The sequence below is a fragment of the Nonomuraea mangrovi genome (genome assembly GCF_042681425.1).
In the GTDB taxonomy this organism is placed as follows: domain Bacteria; phylum Actinomycetota; class Actinomycetes; order Streptosporangiales; family Streptosporangiaceae; genus Nonomuraea; species Nonomuraea mangrovi.
Genome location: NZ_JBHUFV010000015.1, coordinates 1 through 21,432 on the forward strand (window position 1 = coordinate 1; position 21,432 = coordinate 21,432).

The following is a 21,432-nucleotide window of genomic DNA, read 5'->3' on the forward strand; positions in this document are numbered from 1 at the left end:
GGACGTCTTCAGGGCGGCCGAGGAGCTCGGTATCGATCTGTCGCGGCGCGAGCCGAGCAGCGTGGAAGAAGTCTGAGGGGGAGATAGCACATGCTGGACGTCAACTTCTTCGACGAGCTCCGGATCGGCCTTGCCACGGCCGACGACATCCGCCAGTGGTCGCACGGCGAGGTGAAGAAGCCCGAGACCATCAACTACCGGACTCTCAAGCCGGAAAAGGACGGACTCTTCTGCGAGAAGATCTTCGGCCCGACCCGCGACTGGGAGTGCTACTGCGGTAAGTACAAGCGCGTCCGCTTCAAGGGCATCATCTGTGAGCGCTGCGGCGTCGAGGTCACTCGCGCCAAGGTGCGTCGTGAGCGGATGGGCCACATCGAGCTGGCCGCGCCTGTCACTCACATCTGGTACTTCAAGGGCGTTCCCTCGCGCCTCGGCTACCTGCTCGACCTGGCCCCGAAGGACCTGGAGAAGGTCATCTACTTCGCGGCCTACATGATCACGCATGTCGAGACCGAACTGCGTGACCGTGACCTGCCGTCGCTGGAGGCGAAGATCTCCGTCGAGCGGCAGCACATCGAGCAGCGCCGTGACGCCGACATCGAGGCCAGGCAGAAGAAGCTCGAGGGCGACCTGGCCGAGCTCGAGGCCGCGGGTGCCAAGGGTGACCAGCGTCGTAAGGTCCGCGAGGGTGCCGAGCGCGAGATGCGTCAGCTTCGCGACAGGGCCCAGCGCGAGCTGGACCGTCTCGACGAGGTGTGGAGCCGCTTCAAGAACCTCAAGGTCCAGGACCTCGAGGGCGACGAGATGCTCTACCGCGAGATGCGCGACCGCTTCGGCCGCTACTTCAAGGGCGGCATGGGCGCGCAGGCGATCCAGGAGCGCCTGATCAGCTTCGACCTCGACGCCGAGGCCGAGAACCTGCGCGAGACCATCCGCAGCGGCAAGGGCCAGAAGAAGGCCCGTGCCCTCAAGCGGCTCAAGGTCGTGTCGGCGTTCCTCAACACGACCAACTCGCCGCGCGGCATGGTCCTCGACTGCATCCCTGTCATCCCGCCGGACCTGCGCCCGATGGTGCAGCTCGACGGTGGCAGGTTCGCGACCTCCGACCTCAACGACCTCTACCGTCGTGTGATCAACAGGAACAACCGCCTCAAGCGACTTCTCGACCTCGGCGCGCCCGAGATCATCGTGAACAACGAGAAGCGGATGCTCCAGGAGGCCGTCGACGCGCTGTTCGACAACGGCCGCCGCGGTCGTCCCGTCACGGGCCCCGGCAACCGTCCGCTGAAGTCCCTCAGCGACATGCTGAAGGGCAAGCAGGGCCGCTTCCGCCAGAACCTGCTGGGCAAGCGAGTCGACTACTCCGGCCGTTCGGTCATCGTCGTCGGCCCGCAGCTCAAGCTGCACCAGTGCGGTCTGCCCAAGCAGATGGCGCTGGAGCTGTTCAAGCCGTTCGTGATGAAGCGACTGGTCGATCTCAACCACGCCCAGAACATCAAGTCGGCGAAGCGCATGGTCGAGCGCGCCCGCCCCGTGGTGTGGGACGTGCTCGAAGAGGTCATCACCGAGCACCCGGTGCTGCTCAACCGTGCGCCCACGCTCCACCGTCTGGGTATCCAGGCGTTCGAGCCGCAGCTGGTCGAGGGCAAGGCCATCCAGATCCACCCGCTCGTCTGCACCGCGTTCAACGCGGACTTCGACGGCGACCAGATGGCCGTGCACCTGCCGCTGTCGGCTGAGGCCCAGGCCGAGGCTCGCATCCTGATGCTCTCGACCAACAACATCCTCAAGCCGGCCGACGGCAAGCCCGTGACGATGCCCACCCAGGACATGGTCATCGGCCTCTACTGGCTGACCACGCAGAAGGAAGGCGCGCAGGGCGAAGGCAGGGTCTTCGGCTCGGTGGCCGAGGCGCAGATGGCCTTCGACCGCAGCGAGCTGGAGATCCAGGCGAAGATCCAGATCCGGCTCGCCGGCGACGTCCAGCCGCCGCGCGGCTGGGCCGCTCCCGAGGGCTGGGAGCCGGGCGACACCATCCGCCTGGAGACGACCTTCGGCCGGTGCCTGTTCAACCAGACGCTCCCGGCGAACTACCCGTTCGTCAACTTCCAGGTCGGCAAGAAGCAGCTGTCCGCGATCGTCAACGAGCTGGCCGAGACCTACCCCAAGGTCGAAGTCGCCAACTCGCTCGACGCGCTCAAGGACGCGGGCTTCCGCTGGGCGACCCGCTCCGGCGTCACGATCTCCATCGACGACGTCGTCGCGCCGCCCAACAAGGCCGAGATCATGGAGAACTACGAGCGCAGGGCCGACAAGGTCCAGCGTGAGTACGAGCGCGGTCTGATCACCGACGAGGAGCGCCGTCAGGAGCTCATCGAGATCTGGACCCACGCCACGGCGGACGTCGAGACCGACATGGTCAACGCCTTCCCCGCGACGAACCCGGTCTGGATGATGGTCAACTCCGGCGCCCGCGGTAACAAGATGCAGGTGCGTCAGATCGCCGGTATCCGTGGCCTGGTGTCCAACACCAAGGGTGAGACGATCCCCCGGCCGATCAAGGCCTCCTTCCGTGAGGGCCTGTCGGTTCTGGAGTACTTCATCTCCACCCACGGTCAGCGGAAGGGTCTGGCCGACACCGCCCTGCGTACCGCCGACTCGGGTTACCTGACCCGTCGTCTGGTGGACGTCGCGCAGGACGTCATCGTGCGCGAGATCGACTGCGGCACCGACCGCGCGGTCCCGCTGCACGTCGGTGAGCGCGACTCGGCCGGCAACCTGGTCAAGGCGGAGAACGCCGAGTCCAACGTCCACGGCCGCATCCTGGCCGAGGACGTCGAGGTCGACGGCAAGGTCATCGCCTCGGCGGGTGTCGACATCAACGACAACCACGTCACGGCGCTGGTCGAGGCCGGCATCGAGACGGTCCGCACCCGCAGCGCGCTGGTGTGCGAGGCCAAGATCGGTGTCTGCGCGACCTGCTACGGCCGCTCGCTGGCCACCGGCAAGCTCGTCGACGTCGGCGAGGCGGTCGGCATCATCGCCGCCCAGTCGATCGGTGAGCCCGGCACCCAGCTGACGATGCGTACCTTCCACACCGGTGGTGTGGCGGGCGCCGACATCACCCACGGTCTGCCCCGTGTCCAGGAGCTGTTCGAGGCCCGCATCCCCAAGGGTGTCGCCCCGATCTCCGAGGCCGAGGGCAGGGTCCGCATCGACGAGACCGACAAGACCCGCAAGATCGTGATCGTCCCCGACGACGGGTCGGAGGAGGTCGCCTACCCGGTGTCGATGCGTTCGCGCCTGCTCGTGCAGGACGGCCAGCACGTGTCGGTGGGCACCCAGCTCATCGCCGGTGCGGTCAACCCGAACGAGGTGCTGCGCATCCTCGGCCCGCGTGCGGTGCAGCTGCACCTGGTGGCCGAGGTCCAGCAGGTCTACCGCTCGCAGGGTGTGTCGATCCACGACAAGCACATCGAGATCATCGTTCGGCAGATGCTCAAGCGCGTCAACGTGCTCGAGTCCGGCGAGACCGACCTGCTGCCCGGTGAGCTCGTCGAGCGTCCGCGCTTCGAGCAGATGAACCGCGAGACCGTCGCCGAGGGTGGCAGCCCCGCCTCCGGCCGTCCGGTCCTCATGGGCATCACGAAGGCCTCGCTCGCCACCGAGTCGTGGCTGTCGGCGGCCTCCTTCCAGGAGACGACCAGGGTCCTGACGGACGCGGCGATCCACGCCAAGTCCGACTCGCTCCTGGGCCTGAAGGAGAACGTCATCATCGGTAAGCTCATCCCGGCCGGTACGGGCATGCCCCAGTACCGCAACATCAGGGTCGAGCCGACCGAGGAGGCCAAGGCCGCGATGTACACCGTCGGCGGGTACGACGGCTCGGCCGCGGACTACACCTTCGGCACCGGCAGCGGCGAGGCCGTGCCGCTGGAGGAGTACGACTTCGGTCAGTACAACCGGTAGGCGATCAGCTCGTCGGAGCGCCCCGCGTCCTGTCTCACGACAGGGTGCGGGGCGCTCCCGTTTTTCCCGTCAGTTTCCGCAAGCGTCACCTGCGCCGTGAACGTTCCCGAAGATGTCACCGGCGGCTGATCCGCTGTCCGGTCCGTACGGCACGCCCCGCCACGCCCCACCCGAGGCGCGTGGCAGGGCTCCGTCCAGGGATACGCGTCACCGAGCGCGCGTGGCCGGCCGCCGAAACGGTAGGCCACGACGCGGGCTTGCCGTACAGAAGGGGAAATCGTGTGGCGCAGAAGGGCCGGAGAACTCGGGGGATGCGGGTAAGCTAGACGAGGGTCTGATAGGACCACGGCACGAATGTACGGTCGCATCAACAGTGACCGGGTCGCAGTCGTTTTGACGTGCTGCGCTGGGCTGGGTAGTCTTGCCCTTCGTGCCCGTGTGTTCACGGGCCCTCATGCATGCGCTCCGACAGGCGGCGCGGCATGGTCCCTCTCCGGCGTGCGACTGCGCAGGGGCTCGTGGCTCGGTAGAGCGCGACACGCCCGACCGCGTGGGTCGGCGGGAGGGGAAAACTAGCAGGTCATGACACCGGCAGCACCTGCGAAACGCTCAACCTGACGTATCACCGGCCAAGGCACGAACGGAGTGGCAGTGCCCACTATTCAGCAGTTGGTCCGCAAGGGCCGGCAGGACAAGGTCACCAAGACCAAGACTCCTGCCCTCAAGGGGAGCCCGCAGCGCCGCGGCACTTGCCAGCGCGTCTACACCACGACTCCCAAGAAGCCCAACTCGGCACTGCGCAAGGTGGCCCGTGTTCGGCTCACCAACGGCATCGAGGTCACGGCCTACATCCCCGGTGTGGGTCACAACCTGCAGGAGCACTCCATCGTGCTCGTGCGTGGCGGTCGTGTGAAGGACCTGCCGGGTGTTCGCTACAAGATCATCCGTGGCTCGCTCGACACCCAGGGCGTCCGTAACCGCAAGCAGGCCCGCAGCCGCTACGGCACGAAGAGGGAGAAGTAACCATGCCTCGCAAGGGTTCTCCTGGCCGTCGTCAGCTCATGGCTGACCCGGTTTACAGCTCGCCGCTGGTGACCGCTCTGATCAACAAGGTCCTCCTGGACGGCAAGCGCTCCATCGCGCAGTCGATCGTCTACGGGGCCCTCGAGGGCTGCAAGGACAAGACGGGCAACGACCCCGTCGTCACGCTGAAGCGCGCCCTCGACAACGTCAAGCCCACTCTCGAGGTCCGCAGCCGCCGTGTCGGTGGCGCGACCTACCAGGTGCCGGTCGAGGTGCGCGCCGCGCGCAGCACCACCCTGGCCCTGCGGTGGCTGGTGCAGTACTCCCGCGCCCGCCGCGAGAAGACCATGACCGAGCGCCTCATGAACGAGCTCCTGGACGCCAGCAACGGCCTCGGGGCGAGTGTCAAGAAGCGCGAGGACACCCACAAGATGGCCGAGTCCAACAAGGCCTTCGCCCACTACCGCTGGTAACAGCGGGTTCGACGAGACGACGAGGACGCGAGAGAAGTGGCCACCACGACCGCTCTTGACCTGGCCAAGATCCGCAATATCGGGATCATGGCCCACATCGACGCGGGCAAGACCACCACGACCGAGCGCATCCTGTTCTACACCGGCATCAACTACAAGATCGGTGAAGTCCACGAGGGCGCTGCCACGATGGACTGGATGGAGCAGGAGCAGGAGCGCGGCATCACGATCACGTCTGCCGCGACGACCTGTGAGTGGCTCGACCACACCATCAACATCATCGACACTCCTGGTCACGTCGACTTCACCATCGAGGTGGAGCGCTCGCTCCGCGTCCTCGACGGTGCCGTCGCCGTGTTCGACGGTGTCGCCGGTGTCGAGCCGCAGTCGGAGACGGTGTGGCGCCAGGCTGACCGCTATGGCGTGCCGCGCATCTGCTTCGTGAACAAGATGGACCGCGTCGGCGCGGAGTTCCACCGCTGCGTCGACATGATGATCAGCCGCCTGGGCGCGACCCCGGCTGTCATCCAGCTTCCCTGGGGCGTCGAGTCCGGTTTCAAGGGCGTCATCGACCTGGTGAAGATGAAGGGTCTGCTCTGGAGCGAAGAGGCTGCCAAGGGCGAGATGTACGACACCGTCGACATCCCGGCCGAGTACGCCGACGCTGCTCGTGAGTGGCGCGAGAAGCTGGTCGAGACCGTCGCCGAGAACGACGACGAGCTGATGGAGCTCTTCCTCGAGGGCAACGAGCCCACCGAGGAGCAGCTGGTCGCGGCCATCCGCCGCGCCACGCTGTCCAGCGCCATCAACCCGGTCCTGACCGGCACCGCGTTCAAGAACAAGGGCGTTCAGCCCCTGCTCGACGCGATCGTGGCCTACCTCCCCGCCCCGACCGACATCCCGGCCTTCAAGGGCCACGCGGTCAACAACGAGGACGAGGTCGTCGAGCGTCACGCGGACGTCTCGGAGCCTTTCTCCGCGCTCGCCTTCAAGATCATGAGCGACCAGCACCTGGGTCGTCTGACCTACATCCGCATCTACTCGGGCACGCTCGAGACCGGCACCGGTGTCATCAACTCGGTGAAGGGCAAGAAGGAGCGGATCGGCAAGATCTACCAGATGCACGCGAACAAGCGCGAGGAGCGCCCGTCCGCGCACGCTGGTCAGATCGTCGCCGTGATGGGTCTGAAGGACACCACCACGGGTGACACGCTCTCCGACTCGGCCAACCAGGTCGTGCTCGAGTCGATGACGTTCCCGGCCCCGGTCATCAACGTCGCGATCGAGCCCAAGACCAAGGGCGACCAGGAGAAGCTCGGCACCGCCATCCAGCGTCTGGCCGAGGAGGACCCGTCCTTCCAGGTCCGCCGTGACGAGGAGACCGGTCAGACGGTCATCTGGGGCATGGGCGAGCTTCACCTCGAGATCCTCGTCGACCGTATGCGTCGCGAGTTCAAGGTCGAGGCCAACGTCGGCCGCCCGCAGGTCGCCTACCGCGAGACCATCCGCCGCAAGGTGGAGAAGGTCGACTACACCCACAAGAAGCAGACCGGTGGTTCCGGTCAGTTCGCGCGGGTCATCATCGACCTGGAGCCGCTGGGCGACGGCAACGACGGCTACGAGTTCCAGAACAAGGTCTCGGGTGGTCGTGTCCCGAGGGAGTACATCCCCTCGGTCGACGCGGGCGCCCAGGAGGCGGCCGAGTTCGGCGTGCTGGCCGGCTACCCGATGGTGGGCGTGAAGGTGACGCTGACCGACGGTGCGGCGCACGACGTCGACTCCTCCGAAATGGCCTTCAAGATCGCCGGCTCGATGGCCTTCAAGGAGGCCGCTCGCAAGGCCGACGCCGTGCTCCTCGAGCCGATGATGGCCGTTGAGGTCACCACGCCCGAGGACTACATGGGTGACGTCATCGGTGACCTCAACGGTCGCCGCGGGCAGATCCAGTCGATGGACGAGCGCGCTGGCGCCCGTGTCATCGCCGCGCTCGTTCCGCTGTCCGAGATGTTCGGCTACGTGGGTGACCTGCGCAGCCGTACACAGGGCCGGGCGAGCTACAGCATGCAGTTCGACTCCTACGCGGAAGTGCCTCCGGGCATCGCCAAGGAGATCGTCGCGAAGGCCCGGGGCGAATAACTCCCGAGTCCCGATGGCAGGAGGGCGGGGATCGCCCATCTGCCAAAGGGGCCCGGGGCGAGTAAGTCCCCGGCGTCCGATGGCAGAGGGCTTGTTCCCTCTGCCGGAGGGCCGGGGCGATGCGCCCGGAGACTCGCCCGCGGTCCTGCCGCTGGAGAGGTCCGGGACACCCCGGTGGCCCTGGTGGAGCGGTGACGAGCCGCCCACCGCCCAGGGGCCGGGTTAAACCCCGGGCCCGAGTGTGAAGTAAGTCAGTCAGATTCTCTAAGGAGAGAACCAGTGGCTAAGGCCAAGTTCGAGCGGACTAAGCCGCACGTGAACATCGGCACCATTGGGCACATCGACCACGGCAAGACCACTCTGACCGCGGCGATCACCAAGGTGCTCCACGAGCGTTACCCCGAGCTTAACGAGGCGACCCCGTTCGACAAGATCGACAAGGCGCCCGAGGAGAAGGCTCGTGGTATCACGATCTCCATCGCGCACGTCGAGTACCAGACCGAGAAGCGCCACTACGCTCACGTGGACTGCCCCGGTCACGCCGACTACGTGAAGAACATGATCACCGGTGCCGCTCAGATGGACGGCGCGATCCTCGTGGTCGCCGCCACTGACGGCCCGATGCCGCAGACGAAGGAGCACGTCCTCCTGGCCCGCCAGGTCGGCGTCCCCTACATCGTCGTGGCCCTCAACAAGGCCGACATGGTCGACGACGAGGAGATCCTGGAGCTCGTCGAGCTCGAGGTTCGTGAGCTCCTGTCCGCTCAGGAGTTCCCCGGCGACGACCTGCCCGTCGTTCGCGTCTCCGCTCTGAAGGCCCTCGAGGGCGACCAGAAGTGGGGCGACAGCATCATCGAGCTGATGACCGCTGTCGACGAGAACGTCCCCGAGCCGCAGCGTGACACCGACAAGCCGTTCCTGATGCCGATCGAGGACGTCTTCTCGATCACCGGTCGTGGCACCGTCGTCACCGGCCGTATCGAGCGCGGTGTCGTCAAGGTCAACGAGACGGTCGACATCATCGGCATCCGTACGGAGAAGACCACCACCACGGTCACCGGCGTCGAGATGTTCCGCAAGCTGCTCGACGAGGGCCAGGCCGGTGACAACGTCGGTCTGCTCCTGCGTGGCATCAAGCGTGAGGACGTCGAGCGCGGCCAGTGCATCATCAAGCCGGGCACGACCACCCCGCACACCGAGTTCGAGGCCCAGGTCTACATCCTGAGCAAGGACGAGGGCGGCCGCCACACGCCGTTCTTCAACAACTACCGCCCGCAGTTCTACTTCCGTACGACGGACGTGACCGGTGTGGTGAACCTCCCCGAGGGCACCGAGATGGTCATGCCGGGCGACAACACCGAGATGCGCGTTGAGCTGATCCAGCCCATCGCCATGGAGGACGGTCTGAAGTTCGCGATCCGTGAGGGCGGCCGCACCGTCGGCGCCGGTCGCGTGACGAAGATCCTCAAGTAGCACGACCGCTGGGGCGGCGGTCGGCCCGGGAAGGGGCCGACCGCCGATCCGCGAACTGAGCACCACCGGCTCCACGCACCACCGTGATCTCGCAGTGGCTTCGGCAACGTGACCGAAGTAACTGCCGGATCACGGAAGAAAGTCGCAGATCGATTACGTCTGCTACGTGGGGTCAGCGGGCGGTCTCCGCCCGTACCAATAGCGGCAACAGGCCGCACGATACTTTTTCAGACGACAGCGAAGGACACCGAGGCCACTATGGCGGGACAGAAGATCCGCATCCGGCTTAAGGCCTATGACCACGAGGTCATCGACAGCTCGGCCAAGAAGATCGTCGAGACGGTGACGCGGACTGGCGCGAAGGTCGCGGGCCCGGTGCCGCTGCCGACCGAGAAGAACGTGTACTGCGTCATCCGCTCGCCGCACAAGTACAAGGACAGCCGCGAGCACTTCGAGATGCGCACGCACAAGCGGCTGATTGACATCATCGACCCGACGCCGAAGACGGTCGACTCGCTCATGCGACTCGACCTCCCCGCCGGCGTCGACATTTCGATCAAGCTCTGAGGGAACGCACTGACATGGCTAAGACGATCAAGGGCGTCCTGGGCAAGAAGCTCGGCATGACCCAGGTCTTCGACGCGGACAACCGGATGGTTCCGGTGACCGTGGTCGAGGCCGGTCCGTGCGTGGTGACCAGGGTCCGCACCGCCGACAAGGACGGCTACTCCGCCATCCAGCTCGGCTTCGGGCAGGTCGACCCCCGGAAGGTCAACAAGCCGCTCGGCGACTACCTGCGTAAGCACGACATCACCCCGCGCCGTTACTTTGCGGAGATCCGCACCGACGACGCGAGCGACTACACCCTCGGCCAGGAGCTGCTGGCCGACACCTTCGAGGCCGGCCAGTTCGTCGACGTGACGGGCAAGAGCAAGGGCAAGGGCTTCGCCGGTGTCATGAAGCGGCACGGCTTCGGTGGTCTGGGTGCTTCGCACGGTACGCAGCGCAAGCACCGTTCGCCGGGTTCCATCGGTGGCTGCGCCACCCCGGGCCGCGTTTTCAAGGGTCTCCGCATGGCCGGTCGGATGGGTAACGTCCGCACCACCGTGCAGAGCCTCAAGGTTCACGCCGTGGACGCCGAGAAGGGCCTCATCCTGATCAAGGGTGCGATCCCCGGCGCCAACGGCAGCCTGGTCCTCGTCCGCACCGCTGCAAAGAAGGGGGCTGCCAAGTGACCAGCATTGACGTCCTCGACGCCAGCGGCGCGAAGACCGGCTCCGTCGACCTGCCCGAAGACATCTTCGGCGCCAAGGTCAACGTCCCGCTGATCCACCAGGTCGTCGTGGCCCAGCTCGCCGCTCGCCGGCAGGGCACGCACAAGGCCAAGACCCGTGGTGAGGTCAGCGGTGGCGGTAAGAAGCCTTACCGCCAGAAGGGCACCGGTCGCGCCCGTCAGGGTTCGACCCGCGCGCCGCAGTTCACCGGCGGTGGCACCGTCCACGGTCCGCTCCCGCGTGACTACTCCCAGAAGACGCCCAAGAAGATGAAGGCGGCCGCGCTGCGTGGCGCCCTCTCCGACAGGGCGACCGGCGGTCGCGTGCACGTGGTCAGCGGCCTGGTCACCGGCGAGACGCCGAAGACCAAGGCGGCCCTCGAGGCCCTGCGCAAGATCACCGAGGCCAAGACCGTCCTGGTCGTGGTCGACGAGACCGACGAGCTCACCTGGCTGAGCCTGCGCAACGCGCCGGAGGTCCACCTGCTGGACGCCGGTCAGCTGAACACCTACGACGTGCTCGTGCACGACGACGTGGTCTTCACGCAGGAGGCCTACGACCAGGTCGTGGCTCGCCTGAGCAAGAGCGGGAAGGAAGAGGCCTGATGCAGAAGATCGCCGACCCGCGCGACATCATCATCAAGCCGGTCGTCTCCGAGAAGAGCTACGGCCTGATCGATGAGAACAACAAGTACACGTTCCTGGTGAAGACGACCGCGAACAAGACCCAGGTCAAGATCGCGGTTGAGCAGATCTTCGGCGTCAAGGTCACCAGCGTGAACACCATCAACCGGCAGGGCAAGCGCAAGCGCACCCGCGCCGGCTTCGGCAAGCGTCCCGACACCAAGCGCGCGATCGTGAGCTTGGCCGAGGGCGACAGGATCGACATCTTCGGTCAGATCGGCTAGCCGACAACTAACAAGAAACATGCTCGTCAGGCCGCCGGAACTGGTCGGTGCTCGCACAGGCAGGCGATGGCGGCCCACATCGCACGTTTCTCATTAGTAAGTAAGCGCGGGCCGTACGGCCCGCGGGGGATGAGACCGCCGTGCGAAAGCACGGCGGGCTCACCCATGTAACCGACGAAGGATGAACGAAAAAGATGGGCATCCGTAAGTACAAGCCGACGACTCCGGGTCGCCGCGGCTCGAGTGTCTCGGACTTCTCCGAGATCACCCGCAGCACGCCGGAGAAGTCGCTGCTTGCTCCCCTTCACAGCAAGGGTGGCCGTAACGTCCACGGCCGGGTCACCGCTCGCCACCAGGGTGGTGGACACAAGCGCGCCTACCGGATCATCGACTTCCGCAGGCACGACAAGGATGGCATTCCGGCGAAGGTCGCTCACATCGAGTACGACCCCAACCGCACCGCCAACATCGCGCTGCTGCACTACGCCGACGGCGAGAAGCGCTACATCATCGCGCCGACCGGCCTCAAGCAGGGCGACAGGATCGAGAACGGCCCCTCGGCCGACATCAAGCCTGGCAACTGCCTGCCGCTGCGCAACATCCCGACCGGTACCTTCATCCACGCGGTGGAGCTCCGTCCGGGCGGCGGCGCCAAGCTCGGCCGTTCCGCCGGCGCGCAGATCCAGCTGCTCGCCAAGGAGGGCCAGTACGCCACGCTGCGTATGCCTTCCGGCGAAATGCGCATGGTCGACGTGCGCTGCCGCGCGACGGTCGGCCAGGTCGGCAACGCCGAGCAGGCCAACATCAACTGGGGTAAGGCCGGCCGTATGCGGTGGAAGGGCAAGCGCCCGACCGTCCGTGGTGTGGCGATGAACCCCGTCGACCACCCGCACGGTGGTGGTGAGGGTAAGACCTCCGGTGGTCGCCACCCGGTCAACCCCAAGGGCAAGCCCGAGGGCCGTACCCGTCAGGCGAACAAGGCCAGCGACAGGCTGATCATCCGCCGTCGGTCCAAGAGGAAGAAGCGGTAGGAGCAGCCGAAATGCCACGTAGCCTTAAGAAGGGTCCCTTCGTGGACGACCACCTTCAGAAGAAGGTGGACTCCCAGAACGAGAAGGGCACCAAGAACGTCATCAAGACGTGGTCGCGGCGTTCCATGATCGTTCCCGACATGCTCGGTCACACGATCGCCGTTCACGACGGCCGCAAGCACGTCCCGGTGTTCGTCACCGAGTCGATGATCGGTCACAAGCTCGGTGAGTTCGCGCCCACGCGGACCTTCCGCAGCCACGTCAAGGAAGACCGCCGCAGCCGGCGGTAAGCGCCTTTCAGAAGCATCAGAGGAGTAAGCGATGGAAGCCAGGGCTCAGGCGCGGTTCGTCCGTGTCACGCCCCAGAAGGCCCGCCGCGTGGTGGACCTTATTCGCGGGCTGCCCGCTTCGGAGGCGCAGGCCGTGCTGCAGTTCGCCAGCCAGGCGGCTAGCGAGCCGATTTACAAGGTGCTCTCGAGCGCGATGGCGAACGCTGAGCACAACTTCAAGCTCGACCCGCAGACGCTCGTCGTGAGCCGCGCGTGGGTCGACGAGGGCCCGACGCTGAAGCGGTTCCGTCCGCGTGCCCAGGGTCGCGCCTATCGGATCAACAAGCGGACGAGCCACATCACCGTGATCGTGGAGTCCCGCGAGCCGAAGGGAAGGACCCGATAGTGGGCCAGAAGGTTAACCCGCACGGGTTCCGCCTCGGCATCACGACCGACTTCAAGAGCCGGTGGTACGCCGACAAGCTGTACAAGTCGTACGTCGCTGAGGACGTGGCGATCCGTCGCATGCTGCAGAAGGGCATGGAGCGGGCCGGCATCTCCAAGGTCGAGATCGAGCGTACGACCGACCGCGTCCAGGTCGACATCCACACCGCGCGTCCCGGCATCGTCATCGGTCGCCGCGGCGCCGAGGCGGACCGTATCCGTGGCGACCTCGAGAAGCTGACCAAGAAGCAGGTCCAGCTGAACATCCTCGAGGTCAAGAACCCCGAGATCGACGCCCAGCTCGTCGCGCAGGGCGTGGCCGAGCAGCTCTCCAGCCGTGTCTCCTTCCGCCGCGCCATGCGCAAGGCGATGCAGTCGGCCATGAAGAGCGGCGCCAAGGGCATCAGGGTCGCCTGCTCCGGTCGTCTGGGCGGCGCCGAGATGTCGAGGTCGGAGTTCTACCGCGAGGGTCGTGTGCCGCTGCACACGCTGCGCGCGGACATCGACTACGGCTTCTACGAGGCCCGTACCACCTTCGGCCGTATCGGCGTGAAGGTGTGGATCTACAAGGGTGAGGCTCCGACGAGCCGCGCCGAGCGTGAGGCGGCTGCCGCCGGCGCTCGCGCCGGCCAGCGTCGTGACCGCGACGACCGTCGCGGTGGCGGCGACCGTCCCCGTCGTGGTGGTGGCGCCGGTGGCGCTCGCCGCGGTGGCGGCCGTGGAGACCGTGCCCCCAGGACTGAGGCGGCCTCGCAGGCTGCCCCCGAGACCGGCCCGGCTGCGCAGCCGGGTGCTGAAGGGAGCTGACCATGCTGATCCCGCGCAGGGTCAAGCACCGCAAGCAGCACCGGCCCGACCGCAGCGGAGCCGCCAAGGGCGGCACCAGGGTCGTGTTCGGCGAGTTCGGCATTCAGGCGATTGAGCACTCCTACGTGACCAACCGCCAGATCGAGTCGGCTCGTATCGCCATGACCCGTCACATCCGCCGTGGCGGCAAGGTGTGGATCAACATCTACCCCGACCGTCCGCTCACCAAGAAGCCCGCCGAGACCCGCATGGGTTCCGGTAAGGGTTCGCCGGAGTGGTGGATCGCGAACGTCAAGCCTGGTCGCGTGATGTTCGAGCTGTCCGGTGTCGCCGAGCCCGTGGCTCGCGAGGCGCTGACGCGTGCGATCCACAAGCTTCCGATGAAGTGCAAGATTGTTAAGCGTGAAGTGGGTGAGGCGTGATGGCTAAGGGCCTGACCGCCGGAGAGCTGCGGCTCGAGGACCAGGACACCCTGGTTCAGAAGCTGAAGGAGGCGAAGGAGGAGCTGTTCAACCTCCGCTTCCAGTCGGCGACCGGTCAGCTGGAGAGCCACGGGCGGCTGCGCGCCGTCCGCCGCGAGATCGCCCGTATCTACACCGTGATGCGCGAGCGCGAGCTCGGAATCGTCACGGTCGAGAAGGAGACGAGCGATGTCTGAGGCAACCGAGAAGAGCGCGCGGAACTACCGCAAGACCCGTGAGGGCCTGGTCGTCAGCGACAAGATGGACAAGACCGTCGTCGTCGCCGTCGAGGACCGCGTGAAGCACCCGCTGTACGGCAAGGTCATCCGCCGTACGACCAAGTACAAGGCGCACGACGAGGCCAACAGCTGCGGCGTCGGCGACCGCGTTCTCCTCATGGAGACCAGGCCGCTGTCCGCCACCAAGCGCTGGCGTGTCGTCGAGGTGCTTGAGAAGGCCAAGTAAGGTCTTCCGCATAGATGCGCGCCTCGTGGGGGGTGGAGACACCCCCCATGACGGTGTCCAAGGACGCGGGGGCTCCGCGCGGTGGTCGTGCCTGAGGGCACGGCGCCCGGGACGAAGCCCTCGCGTCGCCTGCGGTGCGGCCCCTTCGGGGCTGTAGCCGGAGGACCAAGAAACCACAGAGTTCCGCCAGGCTCAGGGATGAGAACCAGCGGAGACCAACAGGAGTTGACGTGATTCAGCAGGAGTCGCGGCTCAAGGTCGCCGACAACACGGGTGCCAAGGAGATCCTTTGCATCCGCGTTCTCGGTGGCTCGGGCCGGCGCTACGCAGGAATCGGCGACGTCATCGTCGCCACGGTGAAGGACGCTCTTCCCGGCAGCACTGGTGTGAAGAAGGGCGACGTCGTCAAGGCGGTCGTCGTCCGTACGGTGAAGGAGCGCCGCCGTCCTGACGGCTCCTACATCCGTTTCGACGAGAACGCCGCCGTCATCATCAAGGACAGCGGCGACCCTCGCGGCACTCGTATCTTCGGCCCGGTCGGCCGCGAGCTGCGCGACAAGAAGTTCATGCGCATCATCTCGCTCGCCCCGGAGGTGCTGTGATGGCGAAGCTGCACGTGAAGAAGGGTGACCTGGTTCAGGTCATCGCCGGCAAGGACAAGGGTGCCAAGGGTCGTGTGATCTCGACGAACCCGCGCGAGGACCGCGTGGTCGTCGAGGGCGTCAACATGATCAAGAAGCACTCGAAGGAGAACCTCAACGGTCCTCGCGGCGCCAAGCAGGGCGGCGTCGAGACCATGGAGGCTCCCATCCACGTGAGCAACGTGAAGAAGCTCAAGGATGACGAGAAGCCTGCCAAGAAGGCCGACAAGGCCGACGAGTCGGGTGAGGACAACTGATGACTGCCACGACTACTGAGACCGAGCGTCCCACGCCGCGCCTCAAGACGAAGTACCGCGAGGAGATCATCGCGAAGCTTCGTGACGAGTTCGGTATCGAGAACATCATGCTGGTGCCCGGCCTGACCAAGATCAAGGTCAACATGGGTGTCGGCGAGGCGGCTCGCGACTCGAAGCTCATCGAGGGCGCTGTCCGTGACCTCACCACGATCACCGGCCAGAAGCCCGCGGTCGTCAGGGCCCGCAAGTCCATCGCGCAGTTCAAGCTGCGTGAGGGCATGCCGATCGGCGCGCACGTCACGCTGCGCGGCGACCGCATGTGGGAGTTCCTCGACCGTCTGCTCTCGCTGGCGCTGCCCCGCATCAGGGACTTCCGCGGCCTGTCGCCGAAGCAGTTCGACGGCAACGGCAACTACACCTTCGGTCTCACCGAGCAGGTCATGTTCCACGAGGTCGACCCGGACAAGGTCGACCGTCCGCGAGGCATGGACATCACGGTCGTGACCACCGCGAAGAACGACGATGAGGGCCGGGCGCTGCTGAAGCTTCTCGGTTTCCCGTTCAAGGAGGCCTGAGTATGGCTAAGACGTCTCTGAAGGTGAAGGCGGCGCGCAAGCCGAAGTTCGCGGTTCGCGCCTACACCCGCTGCTCGCGCTGCGGGCGTGCGCACGCCGTCTACAAGAAGTTCGGCCTGTGCCGGATCTGCTTCCGCGAGATGGCGCACCGGGGCGAGCTGCCGGGCATCACCAAGTCCAGCTGGTGACATCCTCCCGCGGGTGCTCCTTCACGTGGGGGGAGCACCACGCGGGAGATGGCATCCTTCTGTAGGGCGTTTCGCGCGTCCTGCGGAGGCTTCGGGGTTCGACCCCGCCGAGCCGTACAAGAAATATCAACCGGGCGCTCTTCAGAGCGCCCATGACCGCGCCGAAGGTCCACCGGTAGAGCTCAGCTTCACCGACTGGAAACCGCGGCGAGGAAGGCCGTTGGCCATGACGATGACCGACCCGATCGCAGACATGTTGACACGTCTGCGCAACGCGAACTCGGCGTATCACGACTCCGTGACCATGCCGTATTCGAAGATCAAGGCGCACATCGCCGAGATCCTCCAGCAGGAGGGTTACATCCAGTCTTGGACCGTCGAGGACGCCAAGGTCGGAAAGAACCTCGTGGTGGAGCTCAAGTTCGGGCCGAGCCGTGAGCGTTCGCTCGCGGGGCTGCGCCGGGTTTCCAAGCCCGGGCTGCGTGTTTACGCGAAGAAGGACAACCTGCCTCGAGTCCTGGGCGGACTGGGTGTCGCGATCATCTCGACGTCCGGTGGCCTCATGACCGACAAGCAGGCCGGCAAGCGTGGTGTGGGCGGGGAAGTCCTCGCCTACGTTTGGTAACGAGGGGAGGACTACAGCATGTCGCGAATCGGACGGCTGCCCATCCCTGTACCGAGCGGCGTCGACATCACGATCGACGGCCAGGATGTCCAGGTCAAGGGCCCGAAGGGCACGCTTTCGCACACGGTCGCTGAGCCCATCACGGTGGCTCGCGACGAGGACGGCACCATCGCCGTCTCCCGGCCCAACGACGAGAACAAGGTCCGCGCTCTGCACGGCCTGTCTCGGACGCTGATCGCCAACATGGTGTCCGGCGTCACCCAGGGTTACTCCAAGACCCTGGAGATCGTCGGCGTCGGTTACCGCGTCGCGGCCAAGGGCCCGACGCAGCTGGAGTTCGCTCTGGGCTTCAGCCACCCAGTGATCGTGGACGCCCCCGAGGGCATCACCTTCCGCGTCGAGAAGCCGACCCTGTTCCACGTGGACGGCATCGACAAGCAGAAGGTCGGCGAGGTCGCCGCCAACATCCGCAAGCTGCGCAAGCCTGACCCCTACAAGGGCAAGGGCGTGCGTTACCAGGGCGAAGTTATCCGCCGCAAGGTCGGAAAGGCTGGTAAGTAGGCATGGCTCCCAAGACTGCGTACAGCAAGCACACGGCTGCTCGCACCGTCTCGCGGGCCCGCCGTCACGGCCGCGTCCGCAAGAAGGTCGTCGGTACGTCCGCGCGCCCGCGTCTGGTCGTCAACCGCTCGACCCGTCACCTGTTCGTGCAGATCGTGGACGACACCGTCGGCCACACGCTGGTCAGCGCGTCCACCATGGACGCCAGCCTGCGCACTGCCGAGGGCGACAAGACCGAGAAGGCCAAGAAGGTCGGCGAGCTCCTCGCTCAGCGGGCCAAGGAAGCCGGGATCACCGCCGTCGTCTTCGACCGTGGCGGTAACCGCTACGCGGGTCGCATCGCGGCTCTCGCGGACAGCGCTCGCGAAGGCGGGCTCGAGTTCTAATGGCTACTGAGAAGAGGAACCACTGATGGCTGCAGCTCCGCGTCGCGGTGGCGGCACCGGTGGCGAGCGGCGGGACCGTCGTGACGATCGCCGCGGTGGCGCCGCCGACAAGGGCGTCTCGTACATCGAGCGCGTCGTAAAGATCAACCGAGTGGCCAAGGTCGTGAAGGGTGGTCGTCGCTTCAGCTTCACCGCCCTGGTTGTCGTCGGTGACGGCAACGGCCTGGTCGGTGTCGGCTACGGCAAGGCCAAGGAAGTACCCGCGGCCATCGCCAAGGGTGTCGAGGAGGCGAAGAAGCACTTCTTCCGCGTCCCCCGCATCCAGGGCACCATCCCGCACACCGTGCAGGGTGAGGAGGCGGCCGGTGTCGTCTTCCTGCGTCCGGCCTCCGCCGGTACCGGTGTCATCGCCGGTGGTCCGGTGCGCGCCGTTCTGGAGTGCGCCGGCATCCACGACGTCCTGTCCAAGTCGCTCGGCTCGGACAACCCGATCAACATCGTGCACGCCACGGTGGCCGCGCTGAAGGGCCTGTCCACGCCCGAGGCGATCGCCGCCCGCCGTGGTCTGGCGATCGAGGACGTCGCTCCGACGGCGATGCTCAAGGCTCGCGCCGAGGGCCTCGCCGAGGCCGCTGCGGCGGCTAAGGCGGTGAGCTAGTCATGGCACGCCTGAAGATCACTCAGGTTCGCTCGAAGATCGGTGGCAAGCAGAACCAGCGTGACTCGCTGCGTTCGCTTGGCCTGAAGCGAATCGGCGATGTCGTCGTCAAGGAGGACCGTCCCGAGATCCGTGGGATGGTCGCCGTGGTGACGCACCTCGTCGAGGTGGAAGAGGTCGACTAGTCATGACTGACAAGGCTCCGCTGAAGATTCACGACCTGCGGCCGGCCAAGGGCGCCAACAAGGCAAAGATCCGCAAGGGTCGCGGCGAGGCGTCCAAGGGCAAGACCGCTGGTCGTGGTACCAAGGGCACGACGGCGCGGAACAAGGTTCCTCTCGGTTTCGAGGGTGGCCAGGTGCCGCTGCAGCGCCGTCTGCCGAAGTACAAGGGCTTCTCCAACGCCCTGTTCAAGACGACCTACCAGGTCGTCAACCTGGACAAGATCGGTGAGCTGTTCCCCGAGGGTGGCGATGTCACCGTCGAGACGCTGGTCGCCAGGGGCGCTGTCCGCAAGAACCAGCCGGTCAAGGTCCTCGGCACCGGTGAGATCTCCGTCGCGGTGAACGTGCAGGCTCACGCCTTCTCGGGTTCCGCCAAGGAGAAGATCGCCGCGGCCGGTGGGTCCGTTACCGAGCTGTAAGTGTCATTACGAGGCACGGGGGTCCTGACAATGGGCTCCCGTGCCTGTAGTGCGTTAGAGTTCGCGAGACGGCAGGGTTCTGTCCTGCTCGACGCCTGACCTTGAGACTCAGATGGCTGATCCCCGCACCATCGCAGACCCATACCGCCATCACGGCGTGCTGGAGGGACCGTGCTGACCGCGTTTACCCGGGCGTTCCGGACGCCGGACCTGCGCAAGAAGTTGCTCTTCACTCTGGGCATCATCGCGCTGTTCCGCCTCGGCTCGGTTCTTCCGACTCCGGGTGTTCACACCGAGAATATTCGCACCTGTCTCGCACAGGCGCAGGCCGGTGACTCCGGCAACCTCTACGGCATGGTGCAGCTGTTCAGCGGCGGCGCTCTGCTGAAGCTGTCGGTGTTCGCGCTGGGCATCATGCCGTACATCACCGCGAGCATCATCCTGCAACTCCTCGTCGTGGTCATCCCGCGGCTCGAGGCCCTGAAGAAGGAGGGCCAGGCCGGGCAGACGAAGATCACGCAGTACACGCGTTATCTGACCATCGGCCTCGGCATCCTGCAGTCGACCGCCTTCATCGCGCTGGCGCGCTCCGGGCAGCTGTTCCCGCAGTGCAACCAGCAGATCCTGCTCGATCCCGACAACGTCTTCAGCATCGTGACGATGGTCGTCATCATGACGGCGGGCACCTCGGTCATCATGTGGCTGGGCGAGCTCGTCACGGACCGCGGCGTCGGCAACGGCATGTCGATCCTCATCTTCACGCAGGTCATCGCGGTCTTCCCGTCCGAGCTGCTGAACATCTACCGCGTCAACCCGTTCACCTTCGCCGTCGTGATGGTGGTCGGTGTCTTCATGATCGCCGCGGTGGTCTTCGTCGAGCAGGCTCAGCGCCGGGTCCCGGTGCAGTACGCCAAGCGCATGGTCGGCCGCAGGATGTACGGCGGCACCTCGACCTACATTCCGCTGAAGGTCAACCAGGCCGGCATCATCCCGGTCATCTTCGCGTCCTCGCTGCTCTACCTGCCGCAGCTGCTGGTGTCGCTGTTCGCGAACACGTCCACGGACAGCGTCAACCCCGTGGTCGAGTGGATCTCGCGGAACCTCGTCACGGGTGACACGCCGGTCTACATGATCACCTTCTTCGTGCTGATCGTGTTCTTCACGTACTTCTACGTGTCGATTACCTTCAACCCCGCTGAAGTCGCCGACAACATGAAGAAGTACGGTGGGTTCATCCCGGGCATCCGTCCGGGTCGGCCCACGGCCGAATACCTGAACTTCGTTCTGACCCGCCTGACCGCTCCCGGTGCGCTCTACCTCGGCCTCATCTCGATGGTGCCGATCATCGCACTGGCGATCTCGGGGGCCAGCCAGAACTTCCCGTTCGGAGGGACGAGCATCCTGATCATGGTTGGTGTCGGCCTTGACACGGTGAAGCAGATCGAGAGCCAGCTGCAGCAGCGTAACTACGAAGGCTTCCTGCGGTAGTGCGTCTCGTTCTGGTCGGGCCCCCCGGAGCGGGTAAGGGGACACAGGCCCAGTTCATCGCATCGAACCTGTCCATCCCGAAGATCTCGACAGGTGACATCTTCCGTGCCAACGTCTCGGGCGGCACGGAGCTCGGCAAGCTCGCCAAGACCTTCATGGACCGTGGCGACCTCGTGCCCGACGAGGTCACCATCGCCATGGTCCGCGACCGTCTGTCCGAGGACGACGCGCAGGACGGTTTCCTGCTCGACGGCTTCCCCCGTACCGTCCCTCAGGCGGAGATCCTCCGCGACATGCTGAAGGACTGGGGGCAGAAGCTCGACCTGGTCCTGGAGCTCGTGGTCGACGACGAGGAGGTCGTCCGCCGCCTGGCCGGACGGCGCACCTGCAGCCAGTGCGGCCGCATCTGGCACGTCGAGTTCGACGACAAGAGGGACGACGTCTGCGACGCCTGCGGCGGCACGCTGTTCCAGCGTGACGACGACAAGGAGGAGACTGTCAGGCACCGCCTGGAGGTCTACCAGCAGCAGACCGCGCCACTGATCCGCTTCTACGCCGACGAGGACATCCTGGTCGGGGTGGACGCGACAGGCCCCGTCGAAGAGGTCACCCAGCGGGCGATGAAGGAGATCCGGCCCTACGCCGGCTAGCACGAACCGATGACGCCGACCCTGTTGA

General features: G+C 65.9%; 28 protein-coding genes. All 28 read left to right on the plus strand.

The features are described from left to right. The first annotated feature begins 90 nt into the window (after window positions 1–90). The 28 genes from ACFSKW_RS07455 (at window position 91) to ACFSKW_RS07590 (ending at window position 21,404) form a co-directional block, all read left to right on the plus strand. Window positions 91–3,969 carry a DNA-directed RNA polymerase subunit beta' gene (locus ACFSKW_RS07455; protein WP_379570550.1) on the plus strand — a complete coding sequence of 1,293 codons (3,879 nt, stop codon included), beginning with the start codon at window positions 91–93 and terminating at the stop codon, window positions 3,967–3,969. Window positions 3,970–4,620: 651 nt separating this feature from the next. Continuing rightward, complete coding sequence (gene rpsL, locus ACFSKW_RS07460; protein ID WP_183650908.1) at window positions 4,621–4,992, plus strand: 30S ribosomal protein S12; 372 nt, start codon at window positions 4,621–4,623, stop codon at window positions 4,990–4,992. 2 nt (window positions 4,993–4,994) lie between these two features. Next, complete coding sequence (gene rpsG, locus ACFSKW_RS07465; RefSeq protein WP_358143269.1) at window positions 4,995–5,465, plus strand: 30S ribosomal protein S7; 471 nt, start codon at window positions 4,995–4,997, stop codon at window positions 5,463–5,465. An 87-nt stretch (window positions 5,466–5,552) separates the two neighbouring features. Then, complete coding sequence (fusA, locus tag ACFSKW_RS07470) at window positions 5,553–7,601, plus strand: elongation factor G (protein WP_379571497.1); 2,049 nt, start codon at window positions 5,553–5,555, stop codon at window positions 7,599–7,601. Between the two features lie 279 nt (window positions 7,602–7,880). Then, window positions 7,881–9,074, plus strand: a complete 1,194-nt coding sequence (gene tuf, locus ACFSKW_RS07475) for an elongation factor Tu (protein ID WP_379570553.1) — start codon at window positions 7,881–7,883, stop codon at window positions 9,072–9,074. Between the two features lie 258 nt (window positions 9,075–9,332). Then, window positions 9,333–9,641, plus strand: a complete 309-nt coding sequence (rpsJ, locus tag ACFSKW_RS07480; protein ID WP_012887830.1) for a 30S ribosomal protein S10 — start codon at window positions 9,333–9,335, stop codon at window positions 9,639–9,641. Between the two features lie 14 nt (window positions 9,642–9,655). Beyond that, complete coding sequence (gene rplC / locus ACFSKW_RS07485; RefSeq protein WP_354906485.1) at window positions 9,656–10,309, plus strand: 50S ribosomal protein L3; 654 nt, start codon at window positions 9,656–9,658, stop codon at window positions 10,307–10,309. After that, complete coding sequence (rplD, locus tag ACFSKW_RS07490; protein ID WP_379570555.1) at window positions 10,306–10,953, plus strand: 50S ribosomal protein L4; 648 nt, start codon at window positions 10,306–10,308, stop codon at window positions 10,951–10,953. The genes rplC and rplD overlap by 4 nt, the downstream gene beginning before the upstream one ends. Further along, on the plus strand, window positions 10,953–11,255 hold the full coding sequence (rplW, locus tag ACFSKW_RS07495) for a 50S ribosomal protein L23 (protein WP_379570557.1): 303 nt from the start codon (window positions 10,953–10,955) through the stop codon (window positions 11,253–11,255). The genes rplD and rplW overlap by 1 nt, the downstream gene beginning before the upstream one ends. A gap of 194 nt (window positions 11,256–11,449) precedes the next feature. Then, window positions 11,450–12,286 (plus strand): 50S ribosomal protein L2, encoded by an 837-nt coding sequence (rplB, locus tag ACFSKW_RS07500; RefSeq protein ID WP_379570559.1) that lies wholly within the window; start codon window positions 11,450–11,452, stop codon window positions 12,284–12,286. An 11-nt stretch (window positions 12,287–12,297) separates the two neighbouring features. After that, window positions 12,298–12,576: a 30S ribosomal protein S19 gene (gene rpsS / locus ACFSKW_RS07505; protein ID WP_179819692.1), complete on the plus strand. Its 279-nt coding sequence runs from the start codon at window positions 12,298–12,300 to the stop codon at window positions 12,574–12,576. A gap of 31 nt (window positions 12,577–12,607) precedes the next feature. After that, window positions 12,608–12,961: a 50S ribosomal protein L22 gene (gene rplV, locus ACFSKW_RS07510; RefSeq protein WP_192779597.1), complete on the plus strand. Its 354-nt coding sequence runs from the start codon at window positions 12,608–12,610 to the stop codon at window positions 12,959–12,961. Then, window positions 12,961–13,806 (plus strand): 30S ribosomal protein S3, encoded by an 846-nt coding sequence (gene rpsC / locus ACFSKW_RS07515; RefSeq protein WP_379570562.1) that lies wholly within the window; start codon window positions 12,961–12,963, stop codon window positions 13,804–13,806. The genes rplV and rpsC overlap by 1 nt, the downstream gene beginning before the upstream one ends. Before the next feature lie 2 nt (window positions 13,807–13,808). Beyond that, complete coding sequence (gene rplP / locus ACFSKW_RS07520; RefSeq protein WP_379570564.1) at window positions 13,809–14,228, plus strand: 50S ribosomal protein L16; 420 nt, start codon at window positions 13,809–13,811, stop codon at window positions 14,226–14,228. Beyond that, the gene (gene rpmC / locus ACFSKW_RS07525) at window positions 14,228–14,464 is read left to right on the plus strand and encodes a 50S ribosomal protein L29 (protein ID WP_379570566.1); all 237 of its coding nucleotides are present in this window, start codon (window positions 14,228–14,230) and stop codon (window positions 14,462–14,464) included. The genes rplP and rpmC overlap by 1 nt, the downstream gene beginning before the upstream one ends. Beyond that, on the plus strand, window positions 14,457–14,732 hold the full coding sequence (gene rpsQ / locus ACFSKW_RS07530) for a 30S ribosomal protein S17 (RefSeq protein WP_379570568.1): 276 nt from the start codon (window positions 14,457–14,459) through the stop codon (window positions 14,730–14,732). Before rpmC ends, rpsQ begins: the two co-directional genes overlap by 8 nt. 230 nt (window positions 14,733–14,962) lie before the next feature. Then, window positions 14,963–15,334 (plus strand): 50S ribosomal protein L14, encoded by a 372-nt coding sequence (rplN, locus tag ACFSKW_RS07535; RefSeq protein WP_043623452.1) that lies wholly within the window; start codon window positions 14,963–14,965, stop codon window positions 15,332–15,334. Window positions 15,335–15,342: 8 nt separating this feature from the next. Beyond that, window positions 15,343–15,630 (plus strand): 50S ribosomal protein L24, encoded by a 288-nt coding sequence (gene rplX, locus ACFSKW_RS07540; protein WP_379571499.1) that lies wholly within the window; start codon window positions 15,343–15,345, stop codon window positions 15,628–15,630. Further along, window positions 15,630–16,205, plus strand: a complete 576-nt coding sequence (rplE, locus tag ACFSKW_RS07545) for a 50S ribosomal protein L5 (RefSeq protein ID WP_358143246.1) — start codon at window positions 15,630–15,632, stop codon at window positions 16,203–16,205. The genes rplX and rplE overlap by 1 nt, the downstream gene beginning before the upstream one ends. Window positions 16,206–16,207: 2 nt before the next feature. Next, window positions 16,208–16,393: a type Z 30S ribosomal protein S14 gene (locus tag ACFSKW_RS07550; RefSeq protein ID WP_358143244.1), complete on the plus strand. Its 186-nt coding sequence runs from the start codon at window positions 16,208–16,210 to the stop codon at window positions 16,391–16,393. Window positions 16,394–16,619: 226 nt separating this feature from the next. Continuing rightward, window positions 16,620–17,018, plus strand: a complete 399-nt coding sequence (rpsH, locus tag ACFSKW_RS07555; protein ID WP_157252527.1) for a 30S ribosomal protein S8 — start codon at window positions 16,620–16,622, stop codon at window positions 17,016–17,018. Between the two features lie 18 nt (window positions 17,019–17,036). Then, on the plus strand, window positions 17,037–17,579 hold the full coding sequence (gene rplF, locus ACFSKW_RS07560) for a 50S ribosomal protein L6 (RefSeq protein ID WP_379570572.1): 543 nt from the start codon (window positions 17,037–17,039) through the stop codon (window positions 17,577–17,579). A gap of 2 nt (window positions 17,580–17,581) precedes the next feature. Then, a complete protein-coding gene (gene rplR, locus ACFSKW_RS07565; protein WP_379570574.1) occupies window positions 17,582–17,965 on the plus strand; it encodes a 50S ribosomal protein L18 in 384 nt (127 codons plus the stop codon). Between the two features lie 25 nt (window positions 17,966–17,990). Then, window positions 17,991–18,623, plus strand: coding sequence for a 30S ribosomal protein S5 (gene rpsE, locus ACFSKW_RS07570; protein ID WP_354906473.1), 633 nt, complete (start codon window positions 17,991–17,993; stop codon window positions 18,621–18,623). A gap of 2 nt (window positions 18,624–18,625) precedes the next feature. Continuing rightward, window positions 18,626–18,808: a 50S ribosomal protein L30 gene (gene rpmD / locus ACFSKW_RS07575; RefSeq protein WP_020542293.1), complete on the plus strand. Its 183-nt coding sequence runs from the start codon at window positions 18,626–18,628 to the stop codon at window positions 18,806–18,808. A 2-nt stretch (window positions 18,809–18,810) separates the two neighbouring features. Further along, window positions 18,811–19,266 (plus strand): 50S ribosomal protein L15, encoded by a 456-nt coding sequence (gene rplO / locus ACFSKW_RS07580; protein ID WP_379570577.1) that lies wholly within the window; start codon window positions 18,811–18,813, stop codon window positions 19,264–19,266. A gap of 171 nt (window positions 19,267–19,437) precedes the next feature. Beyond that, a complete protein-coding gene (gene secY, locus ACFSKW_RS07585; protein WP_379570579.1) occupies window positions 19,438–20,754 on the plus strand; it encodes a preprotein translocase subunit SecY in 1,317 nt (438 codons plus the stop codon). Then, on the plus strand, window positions 20,754–21,404 hold the full coding sequence (locus ACFSKW_RS07590) for an adenylate kinase (RefSeq protein ID WP_379570581.1): 651 nt from the start codon (window positions 20,754–20,756) through the stop codon (window positions 21,402–21,404). Before secY ends, ACFSKW_RS07590 begins: the two co-directional genes overlap by 1 nt. The last annotated feature ends 28 nt before the right edge of the window (window positions 21,405–21,432 follow it).